Origin of the sequence: Catenulispora subtropica (genome assembly GCF_039531675.1) — a bacterium.
GTDB lineage: Bacteria > Actinomycetota > Actinomycetes > Streptomycetales > Catenulisporaceae > Catenulispora > Catenulispora subtropica.
Genome location: NZ_BAAAQM010000052.1, coordinates 1 through 16,301 on the forward strand (window position 1 = coordinate 1; position 16,301 = coordinate 16,301).

Sequence of the window (16,301 nt, forward strand, 5' to 3'; positions counted from 1 at the left end):
AGCAGCGCCAGCAGCGCGGCGCCGGTGGCCAGGGGGGCCGCGGCCTGGCCCGAGAGCAGCGCGAACAGCAGCGCGGTGGCCCCGGCCAGGGCCAGGGCGCCGCCGGCCGCGCCGACGCGGTGCGCGACCGCCGGCCGCCAGGCGCCGTCGGAGTTCTCCGAGGCGCTGGCGATGGCGTCGACGACGTCGTCGAACAGCATCGGCGCGCCCTGGCGCTCGCGCGGCACGAGGTAGAGCACGTCGCCGTCGCGCAGGCCGGCGGCGGCCACCGTCAGGTCCGGCGGCAGCGGCGCGCCGCCGAGGCGGGTCAGCACCCAGCCGGCGTGGCCGGGGCCGGCGTGCCGCTGCGCGTCGGAGAGGCGGACCAGCTCCGGGACCAGCTCGGCGACGGTGCTCTGGACCGGCAGCGCCACGTCCACGCGGGCGCGGGGGCTGACGACGGTCGCGCGGCGGGCCCAGGTCATGCGGCTGGGGGCGGACGGGTCCGGGGCCTGGCCGGGCGAGCCGGGCTGACCGCCGGGCGTCGCGGACCCGCCGAACAGGCCGGGGACGCCGAGCTGCCCGGCCTGGGTCAGGCCGCCGTGCGCTCCCGCCATCTCAGGCCCCCGCGCCGGGCGCGGCGGCCTCGATCACCGGCTGGAAGCGTGCGCTGCCGGCCTCGGCGACCTTGCGCAGCGCGTCGTTGACCGCCTCCTTGACCAGCTCGCCGAGCTCGTGCGCGTCGTTGCGGCGATGGGCGTCGGCGTCGATGTCGACGCCGACCACGTGGCCGTTGCCGCGCACCGTGACCCGCACCTCGTCGTCCCGGCTGGTGCCCAGGACCTCGGTCGCCTCCAGCTCGCGCTGGATGCGCTCGATGTTCGCCTGCTGGCCGCGGATGCGCTCCATGAGCGCGTCCACGTTGGTCGCTATGTCGATGCTTTCCATTCACTCCGCCTAATAGGTTTTCAGGAGGCGCTCGCCATAATGTGCTCGGTCACCGTACTGCCATTCTTGGGGTCGACGAGAGTGACATCCGTCTGCGTTCCGACCGGCATTGTGACGGTGGTGCTGACGCCGTCGTAAGTAGTGGTGACCGTGATATCGCCGGGCGGAGTGGCCGGAGCCGCGGGGGCGGGCGGCGCGGCGGGCGCGGCCGGGGCGGGGGCGGGCGCCGGGATCGGCTGGGCGGTGACCGGGATGTCGGAGCCGCGCAGCGGCGGGTCGACCGCGACGAAGCCGCTGGAGTCGACGTTGCCCGCGGTCGTGGTCTGGCCGAGGTTCGGGTACTGGCCCACGTTCGGCACCGTGGTGTTCGGGTACTGCGACGCCGCCGAGCTGCCGCCGGTGTAGGGAACCTGCGGGGCGGCGTTGTTGTACGGGTCGCTGCCCGGCGTGCCCGTCGGGTACGCGCCGCCGGCGGTCGCGGCGGTGTTCGGGTGCGAGTACTGGCCGAGCGTGGCCGCGACCGACGGGTCGTAGCCGCCGTTGGCCGCCACCTGCTGACCGGTGGCGCTGGCGATCTGCGGCGGGGCGTGCAGCGCGTTCTGCGACAGGCCGTCGGTGGTGGGGCGGTTGAAGGCGCCGGAGGGCGGGACGCTGGTGCCGTGCGAGCCGCTGCCGATCAGCTTCTCCACGTCCTGGATGATCGTCACCAGCGCCGCGATCTCCTGGGCCAGCTGGCCGCCGCCGAGCGCGTTCAGCAGCGCCTCGATGCCCTCGATGAAGGCCCGCAGGCCGGCGCTGGCCGAGGTGGACAGCGACACCGCGGCCCAGTAGGTCCACCAGTTGGAGGCCAGCGACGCCACCACGGGGTTCACCGCGGAGACGACCGAGGTGTAGGCGGTCTGCGCGGCCTTCACCAAGGTGCCGGAGACGCCGAGCAGCTGCGAGGTGGCCTCGATGACCTTCACGATCTTCTCGAAGGACTCCAGGGTGTCGGTGAACTTCTTCACCGCGGTCTCCCCGGCATGCCCCGACCACGCCTTGTCCAGGGTCTGCACCGCCGAGCGCGCCTGCTCGATCAGCTTCAGGAACTGCTCGGCCTGCTTGAGCCGCTGCTCCACGAGCTGCGCGATCTTCTCCGGCGAGCCGGTGGCGATCTGGGACACGAACGTGCCCGGGCCGCCGCCGTACGCGGTGGCGTCCATTGCGCTGGAGTTCGGTATCACGAACATGTCGGCACCGCCTGCCTGTGAGTGGGTGGGTGGCAAGAGTCTTCGATGATCAGGCTTCAGGCTAAAGCGGGGCGGGCAGTGGCCAGACGGCAAAAGTACCCACCTGTGCGAGATGGGGGCCGTCGTAAATTAAGCCCGCATCGGAGTGGCGTGACCTCTAGGAGATAGCAGCGGTGTTGCCGACGACCCTGACCCCGCCCCGCGACGCTGCTCGGAGGGGTGGGGGTGGAAGCGGCGGATCCGGCGTGCCCGGGCTGCCGGGCGCGGAGATCCAGTTGCAGGCGCCGCCGGTGCTGGCCAAGGGCTCCGGGCAGAGTCTCAACCAGCTGATGTTCATGCTCCCGATGATGCTCGGCATGGGGGCGATGTCGTTCTTCTACATGGGTGACAAGGGCGGGGCGATGACGTACGTCTTCGCCGCGCTCTACGGCAGCACCATGATCGGCATGATCCTGATGTCGGTGACCCGGGGCGGCGCGCAGAAGAAGGCGCAGATCAACAACGAGCGGCGGGACTACCACCGGTATCTGGGCGGGCTGCGGCAGCAGGTGCGGGAGGTGGCGGCGGCGCAGCGGACGGCGTTGTCGATCGCGCGGCCGGAGCCGACGGACCTGTGGCTGCGGGTGGCACAGGGGCGGCACTGGGAGCGGCGGCGGACCGACGACGACTTCGGGCACGCGCGCGTGGGGCGGGGACCGCAGCGGCTGGCGACACCGTTGCGGGCGCCGCAGACGGCGCCGTTGGAGGACCTGGACCCGGTGTCGTCGGCGGCGCTGCGGCAGTTCATCCGGACGTACATGACGGTGCCGGACCTGCCGGTGGCGTTGTCGTTGCGGTCGTTCGGATCGGTGGCGCTGAGCGGGGACCGCGAGGCGGCCATGCCGTTGGTGCGGGCGCTGATCGGGCAGTTGGTGACGTTTCACGCGCCTGAGGATCTGCGGGTGGCGTTGTGCGTGGAGGACCACCGGCGGGGCGAGTGGGAGTGGCTGAAGTGGTTGCCGCACGCGCAGGCCGCGCCGGGAGTCCAGGACGCGGTGGGGTCGGCGCGGTTGGTCGCGGACAACCTGGAGCGGCTCGGGGAGCTGCTGGACGAGGACATGAGCCGGCGGCCGGCGTTCGGGGGCGGCCGCGCGGCGGGGTATGAGGACGCGCACATCCTGGTGATCGTGGATGGCGGGCGCACGGCCGGGGACACGGCATTGGCGCCCGCGTCCGGGCGGCATGGCGTGACGGTGCTGGAGTTGGTGGGGCCCGAGCCTTCGCCGATCGCGCGGCCGCATCAGGGGCGGCTGCACGTGGTCGGGGAGCGGATGGGCCTCGTCGTGGGCGAGGGCAAGGATCGGCATCTGGAGTTCCTGGGGCATCCGGACGCGATGGACCCGGCGACGGCAGAGGCGTTGGCGCGGCGGCTGGCCGGGGCGTATCAGGGGGCGCCCACGGCGGCCGCCTCGCCGATGGCCGCGAGTTTCGGGTTGCCGGATCTGCTGGGGATCGGGGACCCGGAGCAGCTGGATCCGGCGCGGACGTGGTTGCCGCGCGCTCCGCGGGACCGGCTGCGGATCCCGATCGGGATGGATCCCGAGGGCCGGCCGCTGGCGTTGGACCTGAAGGAGGCGGCCGAGGACGGGATGGGCCCGCACGGGCTGGTGATCGGGGCGACCGGGTCCGGGAAGAGCGAGCTGCTGCGGACGTTGGTCGCCGGTCTGGTGGCCACTCATTCGTCGGAGACGTTGAACCTGGCGCTGGTGGACTTCAAGGGTGGTGCCACGTTCGCGGGGATGTCGGGGCTGCCGCATGTCTGTGCGGTGATCACGAACCTGTCGGAAGAGCTGACCCTGGTCGACCGGATGGCTGACGCGATCAACGGTGAGGTGCTGCGGCGGCAGGAGATGCTGCGGGCGGCGGGGAACTACGCGTCGGTGCGGGACTACGAGCGGGCGCGGGAGCGCGGTGCCGATCTGACGCCGCTGCCGGCGCTGTTGGTGATCATCGACGAGTTCAGTGAGCTGTTGTCGAACCGGCCGGAGCTGATCGATCTGTTCGTGATGATCGGGCGGCTGGGACGGTCGCTGGCGATCCACCTGTTGCTGGCGTCGCAGCGGTTGGAGGAGGGGCGGCTGCGTGGACTGGACGCGCACCTGTCGTATCGGATCGGACTGCGGACGTTCTCGGCCGCGGAGAGCCGGGCGGTGCTGGGGGTGCCGGACGCCTACCAGCTGCCGTCGGTGCCGGGGTCGGCGTATCTGAAGACGGATACGGAGACGTTGCTGCGGTTCAAGGCCGCGTACGTGTCCGGGCCGATGCCGACGCGGGGACGGTCGTCGGGCGGTGGGGCTCACACGAGGATCCTGCCGTTCACGCTGTCGCCGGTGATCGACGCGGCGGCGCCGCCGGTCGAGGCGGAGCCGGATCCGGCGGAGCTGCTGACGCCGGCGGCGGGAGCCGGAGCGGGGCCGAGCATCATGGATGCGATGGTGGCCCGGCTGGTGGGGGCCGGTCCGGCCGCTCACCAGATCTGGCTGCCGCCGTTGGACGAGCCGGTGAGCCTGGAGGCGATTCTGCCGCCGCTGGGCGTTGACGGCGCGCGGGGGCTCTGCCCGGTCGGGTGGGGCGGGCTGGGGCGGTTGACGGTGCCGTCGGCGCTCGTCGACAAGCCCTTCGAGCAGCGGCGTGACTTGTTGTGGACGGATCTGTCGGGCGCTGCGGGACATGTGATGGTGATCGGCGGTCCGCAGAGCGGGAAGAGCACATTGGTCAGGACCCTGATCAGTGTGCTGGCGCTCACCCACACGCCGGAGGAAGTCCAGTTCCTCATGCTGGACACCGGTGGCGGCGCGCTCGGCTCGGTCGCCGGGCTGCCGCATGTCAGCGGCTATGCCACGCGGCGTGACGGGGAGCGGGTGCGGCGGATCGTCGGCGAGCTCACGACGTTGCTGGCCGAGCGGGAGCAGTTGTACGCCAAGGCGGGTGTCGACTCGGCGGCGGCGTTCCGCGCGCGGCGCGCGGAACTCGCCGCGTCGGCCGCCGACGGCCGGGCGTTCGGCGACGTGTTCCTCGTCGTCGACGACTGGACGACGCTGCGGCAGGAGTACGAGCAGCTGGAGGAGCCGATCACGGCGCTGGCCGCGCGCGGCTTGGGCTTCGGCATCCACGTCGTGATCACCACCAACCGGGTCATGACCGTTCGACCGGCGTTGCGGGACACCATCGGGACGCGGCTGGAGCTGCGGTTGGGTGATCCGGGCGAGTCCCTGGTGGATCGGCGGGTGGCGGCGAACGTGCCTTCCAACGCGCCCGGGCGGGGCCTGACGCCGGACAAGCTCCACTTCCTCGGGGCGCTCCCCCGGATCGACGGCGGTACCAGCGCGGAGACGCTGGGCGCCGGTACGGCCGATCTGGTCGCGAAGATCACCGCCGCCTGGCCCGGCGCTGCCGCCCCGCAGGTGCGGATGCTGCCGCAGGAGGTCTCTGCGGCCGAGGTCAGGGCTTTGCTGACGGAGCCGCGGGCCACCGGTCGGGCGGTACCGTTCGGGCTGTCGGAAGCCGATCTGCAGCCGGTGTTCGCGGACTTCGACGCCGACCCGCACTTCATCGCGTTCGGCGACGTGGAGAGTGGGAAGAGCGGGCTGCTTCGGACGATCGCCGCCGGCATCATGGCGGACTACACCCCGGAGCAGGCCGCGATCGCGATCGTCGACTACCGGCGGGCGTTGCTGGACGCGGTGACCGGTGACCACCTGTTGGGATACGCCGGCAGCGAGCCGGCGGTGGTGGAGCTGGTCAACGACTGCGCCGAGGCGATGCGGCGACGGCTGCCCGGGCCGGATGTCACCCCGGAGCAGCTGAGGGAGCGGAGTTGGTGGAAGGGGCCCGAGCTGTTCGTGATCGTGGACGATTACGAGCTCGTGGCCGTTCCGGGGCGCAACCCGCTGGCTCCGTTGCTGGATTACCTGGCGCAGGCGCGTGACATCGGGTTGCACCTGGTGATCGCGCGGGGCAGCGGCGGTGCCGGTCGCGGGTTGTTCGAGCCGGTGCTGCAACGGTTGCGGGAGCTGGGGTCACCAGGGCTCGTCATGTCGGGCAGCAAGGACGAGGGGGCGCTGCTGGGGACGGTGAAGCCGGGTCCGCAGCCGGCGGGGCGGGGAGTGCTGGTACATCGGCGGGCTGTGCCGGTGCAGGCGCAGGTGGCTTGGACGCCGCCGGCGCATTAGGGACGGCGTGGTCGCGAAACCTCGCGGCCGCCGTCCGGTCACCGTCCGGTCACCGCTCGTCCGCCCCCTGGCCGCGGATCCGCGCTGGGCGTCAGACCCCTGATGAGAAGTGGCGCGCACGTGGGTACTTCTGCCGTCGCCCCGACCGGCAGTTGTGCCGTGTGGTGGAGGTGCACGGAATCCCTAACGTATCCGCTATGAGCCGGAGACCTGCTCCGGCGAGTCCCCAGCGCGGGTTTCCCAGACAGAAGGAGGTGGCCCACGTGGCCGGTCCCGGTTTCCTGAGTGATGCCGCTGCGATGGCGCAGGCGATCCAGGGCTTTCAGGAGTGCGCGGCGAACGCGAAGAAGACCATGAACGACCTGGAGAGCGAGCTGACGTCGACGCTGGCTCAGTACCAGGGCAACCAGGCCATCGCCTTCTGGAACCTGCACACGGAGCTGCAGGAGCAGATGACGGTCGCGTCGCGGGAGATCGACGTCATGTCGGATCTCGTGAACAAGAGCTTCCAGAACTACGGGTCGGGTGACACGCAGGTGCACGACACGTTGCGGACGCTGGCCGGGAACGCGGGTGCCAACAGCAGCGTGCTGTCGCGCCTCGGCGGCATCTGAGACCTCCGCTCCGGACTGACAGACTTCGAGAAGGGAACCCGAGCATGACCGCCGACCAGATCAGCGTCAATTTCGGCGCTTTGCAGACCAGTGCGGGGACGCTGTCCACCAAGGCCGCCGCCCTGACCGCGCACCTGGAGGAGCTGCTGCGGAGTCTGCAGCCGCTGAAGCAGACGTGGGTGGAGTCGGGTTCGTCGGCCGGTGTGGCCGCGGACACGGCGGAGACGAAGCTGCGGGCCGCCACGGCCGACATCGTGGCGACGATCAACCAGTTCTCGGCGAAGGTGTCCGAGGCCCACGACCTGCAGTACGCGCTCGAGCAGCAGAACACGAGCTACTTCGCCTGACGCGGACCGCCGTCGGGCACGGCGCGTCCCCCCCGACCGGCGGGAACCCCCCTCCCGCCGGCCGTGCCCACGGCTCCGGCGACCGCTCCGGCCGCACTTTGGTCCAAGCCCCGACCCGTACAGGAGCTGTGAGCGATGCCCGACCAGCCCACGCCCGAACAGTCCTTCTCCATTCACCTGAAGTCGCTGACCGACTTCGCCGCCGAGTTCACGACGCAGATCGAGAGCATCCAGGCGCCGATGGACCATCTGGCCGCCATGTCCGCCACCCCGCCGCAGTACGGGGCGTTCGCGGAGGCGTGGTCGCTCGGGGCCGGGGAGCAGGCGGCGATCGAGGAGATGTACAGCCTGCTCGGCCAGGTGAAACAGGCGATCGCGTTCGCCGGGACCGTCACCGGCACCGTGGCCGAGGGTTACCAGCGCGCCGACGACGCCGTCTCCTCGGCGCTGGGCGGTGCGCCGCCCCTGGGGTCGGGCCACCATGAGGGCAACGGCCATCCGGGGCACAGCCAGCCCTGGCAGAACACGCAGGTGACGCCCACCCAGATCGTGTTCCCGGATCCCGGCGCGCCGGATCCGGGTGCTCCGCTGTCCGGTTCGCCGATGACCGCGCCGCCGGTCACCGACGTCTCGAGCGTGTCGGTCTCCCATCTGGTGACCGGGGACGTCGCGGGTGGGCCGCTGCCGGTGTGGACGCCGCCGCCGGCGCCGGATCCCGGCCCCGACCCGTCCTGGACCGACTACTTCCAAGGCATCCCGCAGGGAGGTGCGTGACCGTGCCCAAGCCCGGCTCCCCCGGCCACTCCACCGACTTCTCGCAGTACAGCCTGGCGCAGCTCACGCACATGCTCTACGAGAGCGACCCGGCCACCGGCGTCAACACCGCGCAGACGTGGGACGCCACCGGCAAGATGCTGCACGAGCAGGCCTCGAACCTGGAGGGCAGGCTCCGGAACTTCGACGGGGAGTGGCGCGGGACCGCCTCCGACGAGTACAAGCGGATGGTCACCGACCTGATCGCCGGCATCCGCAAGGTGGCGGACACCTCGCTGCAGATGCGGGACCTGACGTATGACGCGGTCGACTCGCTGAACAAGGCGCGCGCCGCGATGCCGGCGCCGGTGGACATCCCGACGGTGTCGCCCGCGACCCTGGCGCTGGCCACCCAGCCGCTGCCGATCGACGCCGCCACACCGGCGCCGGTGGCGGCCCAGATGCAGACCGAGCAGGCCAAGGCGGTGGCCGCGGTCACCGCGCAGCAGGACGCGATGGCCTCGGCCTCGGCCGCGCACGCGCAGGCCGTGACCGTGATGAAGACGCTGGCCAGCAGCTACGTGGTGGCGCAGAACCGGTTCCCGCCGGCACCGGACGCCGCACCGGCCACACCGGCCGGGCCCGCGCCGGCCGGCGGTTCGATCGGGCCGGCGATCCCGACGCTGCCGAACGGCGGTGGGGTCCTGCTCAGCGCGCCGGGGACCACCGCCTTGTTCCCCGGACAGACGCAGCCCGGCGGGGCGAACCAGACGGCGGACAACCCGCTGTTCGGGGACATGTTCACGGTCGGGATGGCCGCCGCCGCGGCGGCCGCGGCCGGGAAGTTCGTGGGGTCGGCCTCAGCCCGGACCATGGCGCCGCTGCAGCCGGTCTCGAACGGGCTGAGCCTGGCGTCCACGACCGATCCCAACGCCAAGAAGAACGACGACAAGAACAAGGCGGACCAGCACGCCGCGGCGGACACCGCCGGTGTGCTCGGCTCCCGGTTCCTGGCCGGCAAGCTCGGCAAGCTGGGCGGCTCCGGCGGGATCGGCGGCGGCATCGGCGGCGGGCCCGGCGCGACCGGGGTCGACCCCGGGGCGGCCAAGGCCGCGGCGGACGCGGCGAAGAACCTGGCGATGGCCGAGACCTCGGCGGTGAACGACTTCGCCGGCGGCGCCATGGGCACGGCCGCGGCGGCCGCCGCCGGGCGCGGCGGGATGATGCCGATGATGCCGATGAGCGGCATGGCCGGCGCCGGGATGGGCGACGGGAGCAACCGCCGGATCCCGCCGTGGCTGGTGGAGACCGAGGACGTGTGGGGCGCGAGCTCGCCGGTCTCCCCCGGTCTCATCGGCGGCGACCTGTAGTACCCGATTCCGTCCTATCCAGCTCTGAAGGGAACGAGCATGGCGAAGATACCGAGCACCGGCACCGACTCGGAGTTCCAGGTCGTCACGGCCGGGATCGAGGCGGCGCTGGGCGAGTTCCGGGCCGTGACCGGCGCCGGCCGCGGCGTGGTCGGCGCGGTCGAGACCGTGGTGCTGGACGTGCTCGCCTTCGCCCAGATCGGCGCGGGCGTCGGGTCGGCCAGCGACAGTCTGCACGGCCAGCTGGTCACCGGGCTGGGCAAGGTGGTGTCGTTCGTCGAGACGCTCGGCGGCGCGGTGGAGACCGTGCTGAAGGACTACCAGCAGCTTGACACCGACATCGAGAAGGTGTTCAAGGCCCTGGGGATGAACGGCAAGGAGCAGACGCCGGGGTCGACCACGCCGTCCGGGGTGCTGCACACCGCGCAGGCCGCGGATCCGGCGCAGCCGGCCCAGACGCATCCCGCCGCGCCGGCCGCCACGCCGGCGGCGCACCCGCAGACCGGGCAGGACCCGCTGATCGACGACCGGGTGGTGAACTCGGTGATGGCCAGCGAGGGCGCACACGGCGAGCAGGGCGGCGTGGACGAGGTCTACGGCTTCCGGCAGAGCTCGCACAACGGCTACGACGAGATCATGGCCGCGCGGGCCCAGTACGGCCAGGGCAGCCCGGAGGAGCACGCGGTCGTCGCCCGGCTGCTCACCCGGCACGCGGACCAGGCCGGCGCCGGGGACTTCAGCGACCCCGGCATCCGGGCCGCCATCGCCTCCAGCGCCCACATGCGCGGCACCGGCGGCACCCGGGCCATCCTGAACTCGATGGTGACCGGGCAGATCCAGAGCTCGGCGCGCTCGGTGAGCCCGGACAACATGGCCGCGCTGCAGCAGCTGACGCCGGAGCAGTTCCAGCAGCAGTTCCACGACGCGCGGATCAACTACGACCAGACCGTCTACGGCAACACCACCACGCACCAGGGCGGCCACACCGACACCTGGTGGCACCGCTACGGCAACGGCCTGACCCAGCGCTATGACCGCGAGCAGACGCTGTTCAACACCATCTCGCAGGGCGCCTCCGCGCCGGGCGGCGGGCAGTAAGGGGGCTGACCGCTGTCGCCGCCCAGTGCGGGTGGCGTCGCGGGACGGGCCGCGACGCCGCGGATGACCGCGACCGATCCGGGTGCGTCCGGGAAGGTCGCGGTCGTCCGCTGTGCTCGGGCGTCCTTTGTACTCGGGCGTCCTTTGTGCTCGGGCGTCCTTTGTGCTCGGGCGTCCTTTGTGCTCGGTCGTCCTTTCTCACTCGGCGGTGGTGGCGGCGACCGCCTGCGGACGGGCGGCCGGCGGGGAGGCCGGGCCCGCCGCCGCCGCGCACCGCGCCGGCAGCAGCAGTGCCGCCAGCGCCCCGGCCCCGGCGATCCCGGCGCCGACGCCCATCGCGGTGGTGAAGCCGTCCGAGAACGTCTTCACGTTCGCGTAGCTGCCCGAGGCCGCGAAGACGGCGACCGAGACCGCGGTGCCGAACAGGGCGCCGAACTGGCGCAGCATGCTGAACACGCCTGACGCCTGGCCGATCTCCTGCGGCCGGACCGCGCCCACCACCGCCTTCTGCACCTGTGGGATGGCCGTGGAGATCCCGGTGCCGGTCACCACCAGGGCCGGGACCAGCGCCGGGTAGGAGGTGTCCGGGCCGGTCTGCAGGGCTATCGCGGCCAGGCCCGCGGCGGTCAGAGCCAGGCCGCACGTGGTGAGGAAGCGCTCGCCGAAACGCTCGGAAAGGCGGCCGGACAACGGGCCGAAGACCAGCAGCGTGGCCGTGAACGGCATCATGCGGGTGCCGGCGCCGAACGGCCCGTAGTGCAGAACCTGCTGGTAGTACTGCGCGAGGAAGAACAGCAGGCCGTACATGCCCGCGGTCAGGGTGAAGCTGGCGAAGTTGGCCGCCGAGAAGGCGCGGTCGCCGAAGAAGCGCATGGGGACCATCGGGGCGGCGATCCTTCGTTCCCAGAGCACGAAGACGGCCGCCAGCACGACGCCGCCGCCGACCGAGCCCAGTGTCTCCGGAGCGGTCCAGCCCACGTCGTTGCCCCGGACCAGGGCCCAGACCAGGCCGAGGACACCGCCGGTGGTGAGGACGACGCCGACCAGGTCCAGGCGGGCCTGGGGACCGTGGGTCTCGGTCATGAAGAACACGACGCCGAGGATGACCAGCAGCCCCACCGGGACGTTGACCCAGAACAGCCACTGCCAGGCCAGGCCCTGGGCGACGACGCCGCCCACGAACGGACCGCCGGCCGTGGCCAGGCCGATGACGCCGGCCGACAGGCCCAGGGCGCGGCCCCGCGCCTCGGGCGGGAAGGCGGCGCCGAGCTGGGCCACCGCCAGCGGCATGATGACGGCGGCGCCCGCGCCCTGGACAGCGCGGGCGGTGATCAGCTCGGCGATCGTGGTGGACAGGCCGCAGGCGGCGGAGGCGGCGGTGAAGACGATCAGGCCGCCGACGAAGACTTTGCGGCGGCCGAAACGGTCACCGAGGGCGGCGCCGGTGAGCATGAGGACGGCGAAGGTGAGGATGTAGGCGCTGATCGTCCACTCGAGAGTCTCGACGGAGGAGTGGAGGGACTTCTTGATGGTGGTCAGGGCCGTGGTCACGATCGTGCCGTCGAGGGCGATCATGAAAGCGGCCAGCGAGGTGAGGGTCAGGACCCAGCGTTGCGCGACGGTCATCGGCGGCTTCGCGGGTGGCTGCGTCGACGGCTTCGGAGCCGTGGCGGTACTCATGCCGATGGTGACCGCGCGCGCCGCCGGAAATGGTCGCCGGGACCGCGCCCACTTTCCGGGCCGGGCCGAGTCGGTACTCCCGAGGGCACATCCGTGCCACCCTTGAGGCGCCGGAGAGAGCAAGAAGATGACCATCCTGGACAACGAAGCGACGGCGGGCAGCGAGATGCGGGTCGAGGACGACTTCGTCCGCCTCGCCGATCCCTTCCGCCCGGAGATCCTCGCCCACTGTTACCGGATGCTGGGTTCCGTCCACGACGCCGAGGACCTGGTCCAGGAGACGTATCTGCGCGCGTGGCGGTCGTATGAGGGCTTCGAGGGGCGTGCCTCGCTGCGGACCTGGTTGTACCGCATCGCCACCAACGCCTGCCTGACGGCGCTGGAGCACCGCGCGCGGCGGCCGCTGCCGACCGGGCTGGGCGCGCCGGGGACCGAGCCCGAGGGCGATCTGAGCGCGATCCCCCGGGAGGTCGTGTGGCTCCAGCCGCTTCCCGACGGGCTGATCACGGTCGACGCGGCGGCCGCGGACCCGGCCTCGGTGGTGGCGGCGCGCGCCGGCCTGCGCCTGGCCCTGGTCGCGGCGTTGCAGTACCTGCCGCCGCGGCAGCGTGCGGTGCTGATCCTGCGCGACGTGCTGGGCTGGCGCGCGGCGGAGACCGCGGATCTGCTGGGCTTGTCGGCGACGGCGGTCGCCAGCCTGCTGAAGCGGGCCCGCGCCCGGCTTGCAGCGGTGGCCCCGGACGCCGACGAGGTGGCGGAGCCGAGCGAGGCCGAGCAGCGCGCGGTCCTGGACCGCTGGGCCCGCGCGTTCGTGGACGCGGACGTCGACGCGCTGATGGAGCTGCTGACCGACGACGCGATCTGGGAGATGCCGCCGCAGCCGATGTGGTTCCAGGGCGCCGACATGCTGCGCCGCCTGCTGGGACACCGGCTGCGCCGCCTGCACCGCCGCTATCGCCGCATGGTGCCGACCGTGGTGAACGGCCAGCCCGCGTTCGCGGTCTACGCGGCCGGGACCGGCGCGGACGAGGGCCGGCTCGCGGCGGAGTCGCTGCAGGTGATCACGTTCCGGGGCGACCGGATCGCGAAGGTGTCGGCGTTCCGGACGCCGGGGCTGGTGGCGATGGCGGGGTTGCCGACGGAGCTGAAGGCGTAGGGCCCTCAGTACGGCCCCTGCGTCCCCTCAGCGCGGCATCTTCCGCCACACCGCCTGCGGCAGCAGCCGTGCCACGAAGTACGCGGGGCGGAGCGCGGCGGGGACCCACACCCGGATGCGGCGCTTGCGCAGAGCCTTGACGACGGCGTCGGCGACCTGGTCGGGGGTGCTGGAGAAGGGCGCGGGGGTCATCCCCTCCGTCATGCGGCCGACGACGAAGCCGGAGCGGACCAGCAGGAGGTGGACGCCGGTGCCGTGGAGGGCGTCGCCGAGGCCGCTGGCGAAGCCGTCGAGGCCGGCTTTGGCGGAGCCGTAGACGTAGTTGGCCTTGCGGACGCGCAGGCCCGCCACGGAGGAGAAGACTACCAGGTCGCCGCTGCCCTGGGCGCGCAGCAGGGTGGCCAGTGTCGTCAGGACGCTGATCTGGGCGACGTAGTCGGTGTGGACGACGGCGACGGCGTGCGCCGGGTCCTGTTCGGCGCGCGTCTGGTCGCCGAGGATGCCGAAGGCGACCACGACGACGCCGATCGGGCCGTGCTCGTCGACGATCCCGGCCAGCAGCTCGGGATGGGCGGCGACCTCGTCGGCGTCGAACTCGACGCGGGGCACGGCGACGGCGCCGGCCGCGCGGAGCCGCGCCGCCTCGTCGGCCAGGTCGTCGCTGCGGCGCGCGGCCAGCACCACCGTGCGGCCCGCCGCCAGCCGCTCGGCCACCTTCAGCCCGATCTCGCTGCGCCCGCCGAGCAGCAGCACGGCGCCCTGCGCGCCTTCGGTTCTCGCACCCGGTTTCACGGCGGCCAAGTCTGCCAGGTTCCCGCGGGTGCTCGCCGCACCGCCGTGGCGGGGGTGTTGACCAGGCGATTCCGCGCTGTGCCCACCCTCGCGAGAGAATCGATCACATGTCCGAGTCTCGCCCGCGCCGCCCGTACCGGGTCACCTTCGTGTGCACCGGCAACATCTGCCGCTCGCCCATGGCCGAGCACGTCCTGCGCAAGTATGTGGAGGACGAGGGCCTGCTCGCCGTGGTCGACAGTTCCGGCACAGGGGGCTGGCACGCCGGGGACCCGGCGGACCACCGGACGGTGCGGACGCTGCGGCGTCACGGCTTCACGTCGGACCACTCGGCGCGGAAGTTCCACCGCGGGTGGTTCGACGACTACGACCTCGTGGTCGCGCTGGACGACGGCCATCTGCGGGACCTGCGGGCGCTGGCCCGCGACGAGCGCGACCGGGACAAGATCCGGTTGCTGCGGTCGTTCGACCCCTCGGCCGGGCCGGATCTGGACGTGCCGGACCCCTACTACGAGGACGACGAGGCCTTCGAGCACGTCATGGACCTGATCGAGCGGGCGGTGCCGGGGATGCTCGCCGTGATCCGGCTCGGTCTGAGGGAGACGGCGGCCTGAGGGCCGCGGGGCGTCTCGAGGCCCTGAGACGCCGGTGCGGCCGCCGTGGCCGCACCGGGGCTACAGGTCCCGGGCGACCGGGTGCCGGGCCTCGTACAGCCCCAGCCTGGCCCCGCTGGGCAGCGCCACGTACGCCCGCACGCCCCACCGTGCCTCCACCCGCTCCCCCACCGGCCGCACGCCCTTCGCGGCGAGCCCGGCCAGGGTCGCGTCGAGGTCGTCGCACATCAGGTAGAGCTCGGTCGTCGACGCGCCCTCGGTGGGGTGCACGCCGAGCTCGGCCGGCGGCAGTTGGAAGATCAGCCAGCCGCCCCCGGCGTCCACGTTCGGGAGGCCGAGCACGTCCCGGAGGAACGCGCGGTCGGCCTCGGCGTCGGTGCTGTAGAGGATCGCGTGCGTGCCGTTCATCATGCCCCGACGCTAGCCCGGAGCCGGACGCGCGGCATCCGCTCAGGGCCGGATCCCGTTCGCCCGCGCCTCCTTCGAACGTGTCTTCCACACCTTGGTCCGTTCGGCGGCCAGCCGCGCGTCGCTGCGCGACGCCATCCACTCGTTCTCCCGCAGCAGCTTGCGGTAGCTGGCCAGGCGCCGTTCGGGCAGGTCGCCGGCCTCGACCGCGGCCAGCACCGCGCAGCCCGGCTCGGCCTCGTGCGAGCAGTCGTTGAAGCGGCAGTCCCCGGCCAGCTCCTCGATGTCCGAGAAGGTCTGCGAGAGCCCGTCCTCGGCGCCGGACAGGGCGACGCCCCGCAGGCCGGGGGTGTCGATCAGCACGCCGCCGCCGGGCAGCGGGATGAGCTGGCGGGTGGTCGTGGTGTGCCGGCCCTTCTCGTCCGCCTCGCGCGTCTCACCGACCGCCATGGCCTCGCCGCCGGTCAGCGCGTTGGTCAGGGAGGACTTGCCGACGCCGGAGGGCCCGATCAGCGCGGTGGTGGCGCCGGCGGTGAGCGCGCGGAGCGGGTCCAGCCCCTCGCCGGTCACCACGGACACGGTGAGCACGGTCGCGCCCGGTGCGGTGGCCTGCACCGCGGCCTGGACCTCCGGGTCGTACGCCACGTCCGCCTTGGTCAGGACGACCACCGGGTGCGCGCCGCTGTCCCAGGCCAGCGTCAGGTAGCGCTCGATGCGCGCCAGGTCGATCTCGGCGGCGAGCGACGCCGCGATCAGGACGGTGTCGATGTTGGCGGCCAGCACCTGGCCCTGGGAGCCGCCGTCGGCCGCGCCGCGCACGATCGCCGTGCGGCGCGGCAGCAGCTGCGCCTGGGTCGGCCGCGGGGAGCCGTGTGGGTCGACCATGACCCAGTCGCCGGTGCAGACGCCGGGCAGGGCGTCGGTGCGGAGGGCGCGCACGCCGGGTCCGTCGGCGACCACCACGTCGCACGCCCCGAGGTCCACCCGCGCCACCCGCCCGGGCACGAGCCCGGCCTCCCGGAGCGCGGTGAGGTCGTCCTCGGCCTCGCGGCCCTCGTCCCAGCCGTAGTCGGCCAGCGGATCAGCAGTCGTGGTCATGACG

At 72.7% G+C, this 16,301-nt stretch carries 15 protein-coding genes; 8 read left to right on the forward strand and 7 right to left on the reverse strand.

Annotation, left to right across the window (positions count from 1 at the left end; genetic code table 11):
* The 3 genes from ABD466_RS33815 to ABD466_RS33825 form a co-directional block, all read right to left on the reverse strand.
* The coding region (locus tag ABD466_RS33815) for an EsaB/YukD family protein (protein WP_344661309.1) at positions 1–596 on the reverse strand (596 nt) is incomplete at its 3' end.
* A 1-nt stretch (position 597) separates the two neighbouring features.
* A complete protein-coding gene (locus ABD466_RS33820; RefSeq protein WP_344661310.1) occupies positions 598–927 on the reverse strand; it encodes a YbaB/EbfC family nucleoid-associated protein in 330 nt (109 codons plus the stop codon).
* Positions 928–947: 20 nt separating this feature from the next.
* Positions 948–2,156 carry a hypothetical protein gene (locus ABD466_RS33825; RefSeq protein ID WP_344661311.1) on the reverse strand — a complete coding sequence of 403 codons (1,209 nt, stop codon included), beginning with the start codon at positions 2,154–2,156 and terminating at the stop codon, positions 948–950.
* 245 nt (positions 2,157–2,401) lie between these two features.
* Here ABD466_RS33825 and eccCa point away from each other — a divergent pair, with 245 nt between their 5' ends.
* The 6 genes from eccCa to ABD466_RS33855 all read left to right on the forward strand — a co-directional run bounded on the left by eccCa (position 2,402) and on the right by ABD466_RS33855 (position 10,549).
* Entirely contained in the window at positions 2,402–6,367 is a 3,966-nt protein-coding gene (gene eccCa, locus ABD466_RS33830; RefSeq protein WP_344661312.1) for a type VII secretion protein EccCa, read from the forward strand.
* 263 nt (positions 6,368–6,630) lie between these two features.
* Positions 6,631–6,981 (forward strand): WXG100 family type VII secretion target, encoded by a 351-nt coding sequence (locus ABD466_RS33835; RefSeq protein WP_344661313.1) that lies wholly within the window; start codon positions 6,631–6,633, stop codon positions 6,979–6,981.
* 44 nt (positions 6,982–7,025) lie between these two features.
* Positions 7,026–7,328, forward strand: coding sequence for a WXG100 family type VII secretion target (locus ABD466_RS33840; protein ID WP_344661314.1), 303 nt, complete (start codon positions 7,026–7,028; stop codon positions 7,326–7,328).
* Between the two features lie 135 nt (positions 7,329–7,463).
* Positions 7,464–8,102 (forward strand): WXG100 family type VII secretion target, encoded by a 639-nt coding sequence (locus tag ABD466_RS33845; RefSeq protein ID WP_344661315.1) that lies wholly within the window; start codon positions 7,464–7,466, stop codon positions 8,100–8,102.
* A complete protein-coding gene (locus ABD466_RS33850; protein ID WP_344661316.1) occupies positions 8,099–9,451 on the forward strand; it encodes a PPE domain-containing protein in 1,353 nt (450 codons plus the stop codon). Before ABD466_RS33845 ends, ABD466_RS33850 begins: the two co-directional genes overlap by 4 nt.
* A 39-nt stretch (positions 9,452–9,490) precedes the next feature.
* A complete protein-coding gene (locus ABD466_RS33855) occupies positions 9,491–10,549 on the forward strand; it encodes a hypothetical protein (RefSeq protein ID WP_344661317.1) in 1,059 nt (352 codons plus the stop codon).
* A 198-nt stretch (positions 10,550–10,747) separates the two neighbouring features.
* On the opposite strand, the gene ABD466_RS33860 is transcribed toward ABD466_RS33855, so the two are convergent.
* Positions 10,748–12,229 (reverse strand): MFS transporter, encoded by a 1,482-nt coding sequence (locus ABD466_RS33860; protein WP_344661318.1) that lies wholly within the window; start codon positions 12,227–12,229, stop codon positions 10,748–10,750.
* 127 nt (positions 12,230–12,356) lie between these two features.
* Between ABD466_RS33860 and ABD466_RS33865 the strand changes: the two genes are divergently transcribed.
* Positions 12,357–13,385, forward strand: coding sequence for a sigma-70 family RNA polymerase sigma factor (locus ABD466_RS33865; RefSeq protein WP_344661319.1), 1,029 nt, complete (start codon positions 12,357–12,359; stop codon positions 13,383–13,385).
* A 27-nt stretch (positions 13,386–13,412) separates the two neighbouring features.
* Here ABD466_RS33865 and dprE2 read toward each other — a convergent pair whose 3' ends face one another.
* Positions 13,413–14,186: a decaprenylphospho-beta-D-erythro-pentofuranosid-2-ulose 2-reductase gene (gene dprE2 / locus ABD466_RS33870; protein ID WP_344661320.1), complete on the reverse strand. Its 774-nt coding sequence runs from the start codon at positions 14,184–14,186 to the stop codon at positions 13,413–13,415.
* Positions 14,187–14,284: 98 nt separating this feature from the next.
* Here dprE2 and ABD466_RS33875 point away from each other — a divergent pair, with 98 nt between their 5' ends.
* Positions 14,285–14,791: a low molecular weight protein-tyrosine-phosphatase gene (locus ABD466_RS33875; protein WP_344661321.1), complete on the forward strand. Its 507-nt coding sequence runs from the start codon at positions 14,285–14,287 to the stop codon at positions 14,789–14,791.
* A 60-nt stretch (positions 14,792–14,851) separates the two neighbouring features.
* Here the strand turns inward: ABD466_RS33875 and ABD466_RS33880 are convergent, their stop codons facing one another.
* Both ABD466_RS33880 and rsgA read right to left on the reverse strand, forming a co-directional pair.
* Positions 14,852–15,202, reverse strand: coding sequence for a VOC family protein (locus tag ABD466_RS33880; RefSeq protein ID WP_344661322.1), 351 nt, complete (start codon positions 15,200–15,202; stop codon positions 14,852–14,854).
* A gap of 39 nt (positions 15,203–15,241) precedes the next feature.
* On the reverse strand, positions 15,242–16,297 hold the full coding sequence (rsgA, locus tag ABD466_RS33885) for a ribosome small subunit-dependent GTPase A (RefSeq protein WP_344661323.1): 1,056 nt from the start codon (positions 16,295–16,297) through the stop codon (positions 15,242–15,244).
* Positions 16,298–16,301 lie beyond the last annotated feature (4 nt).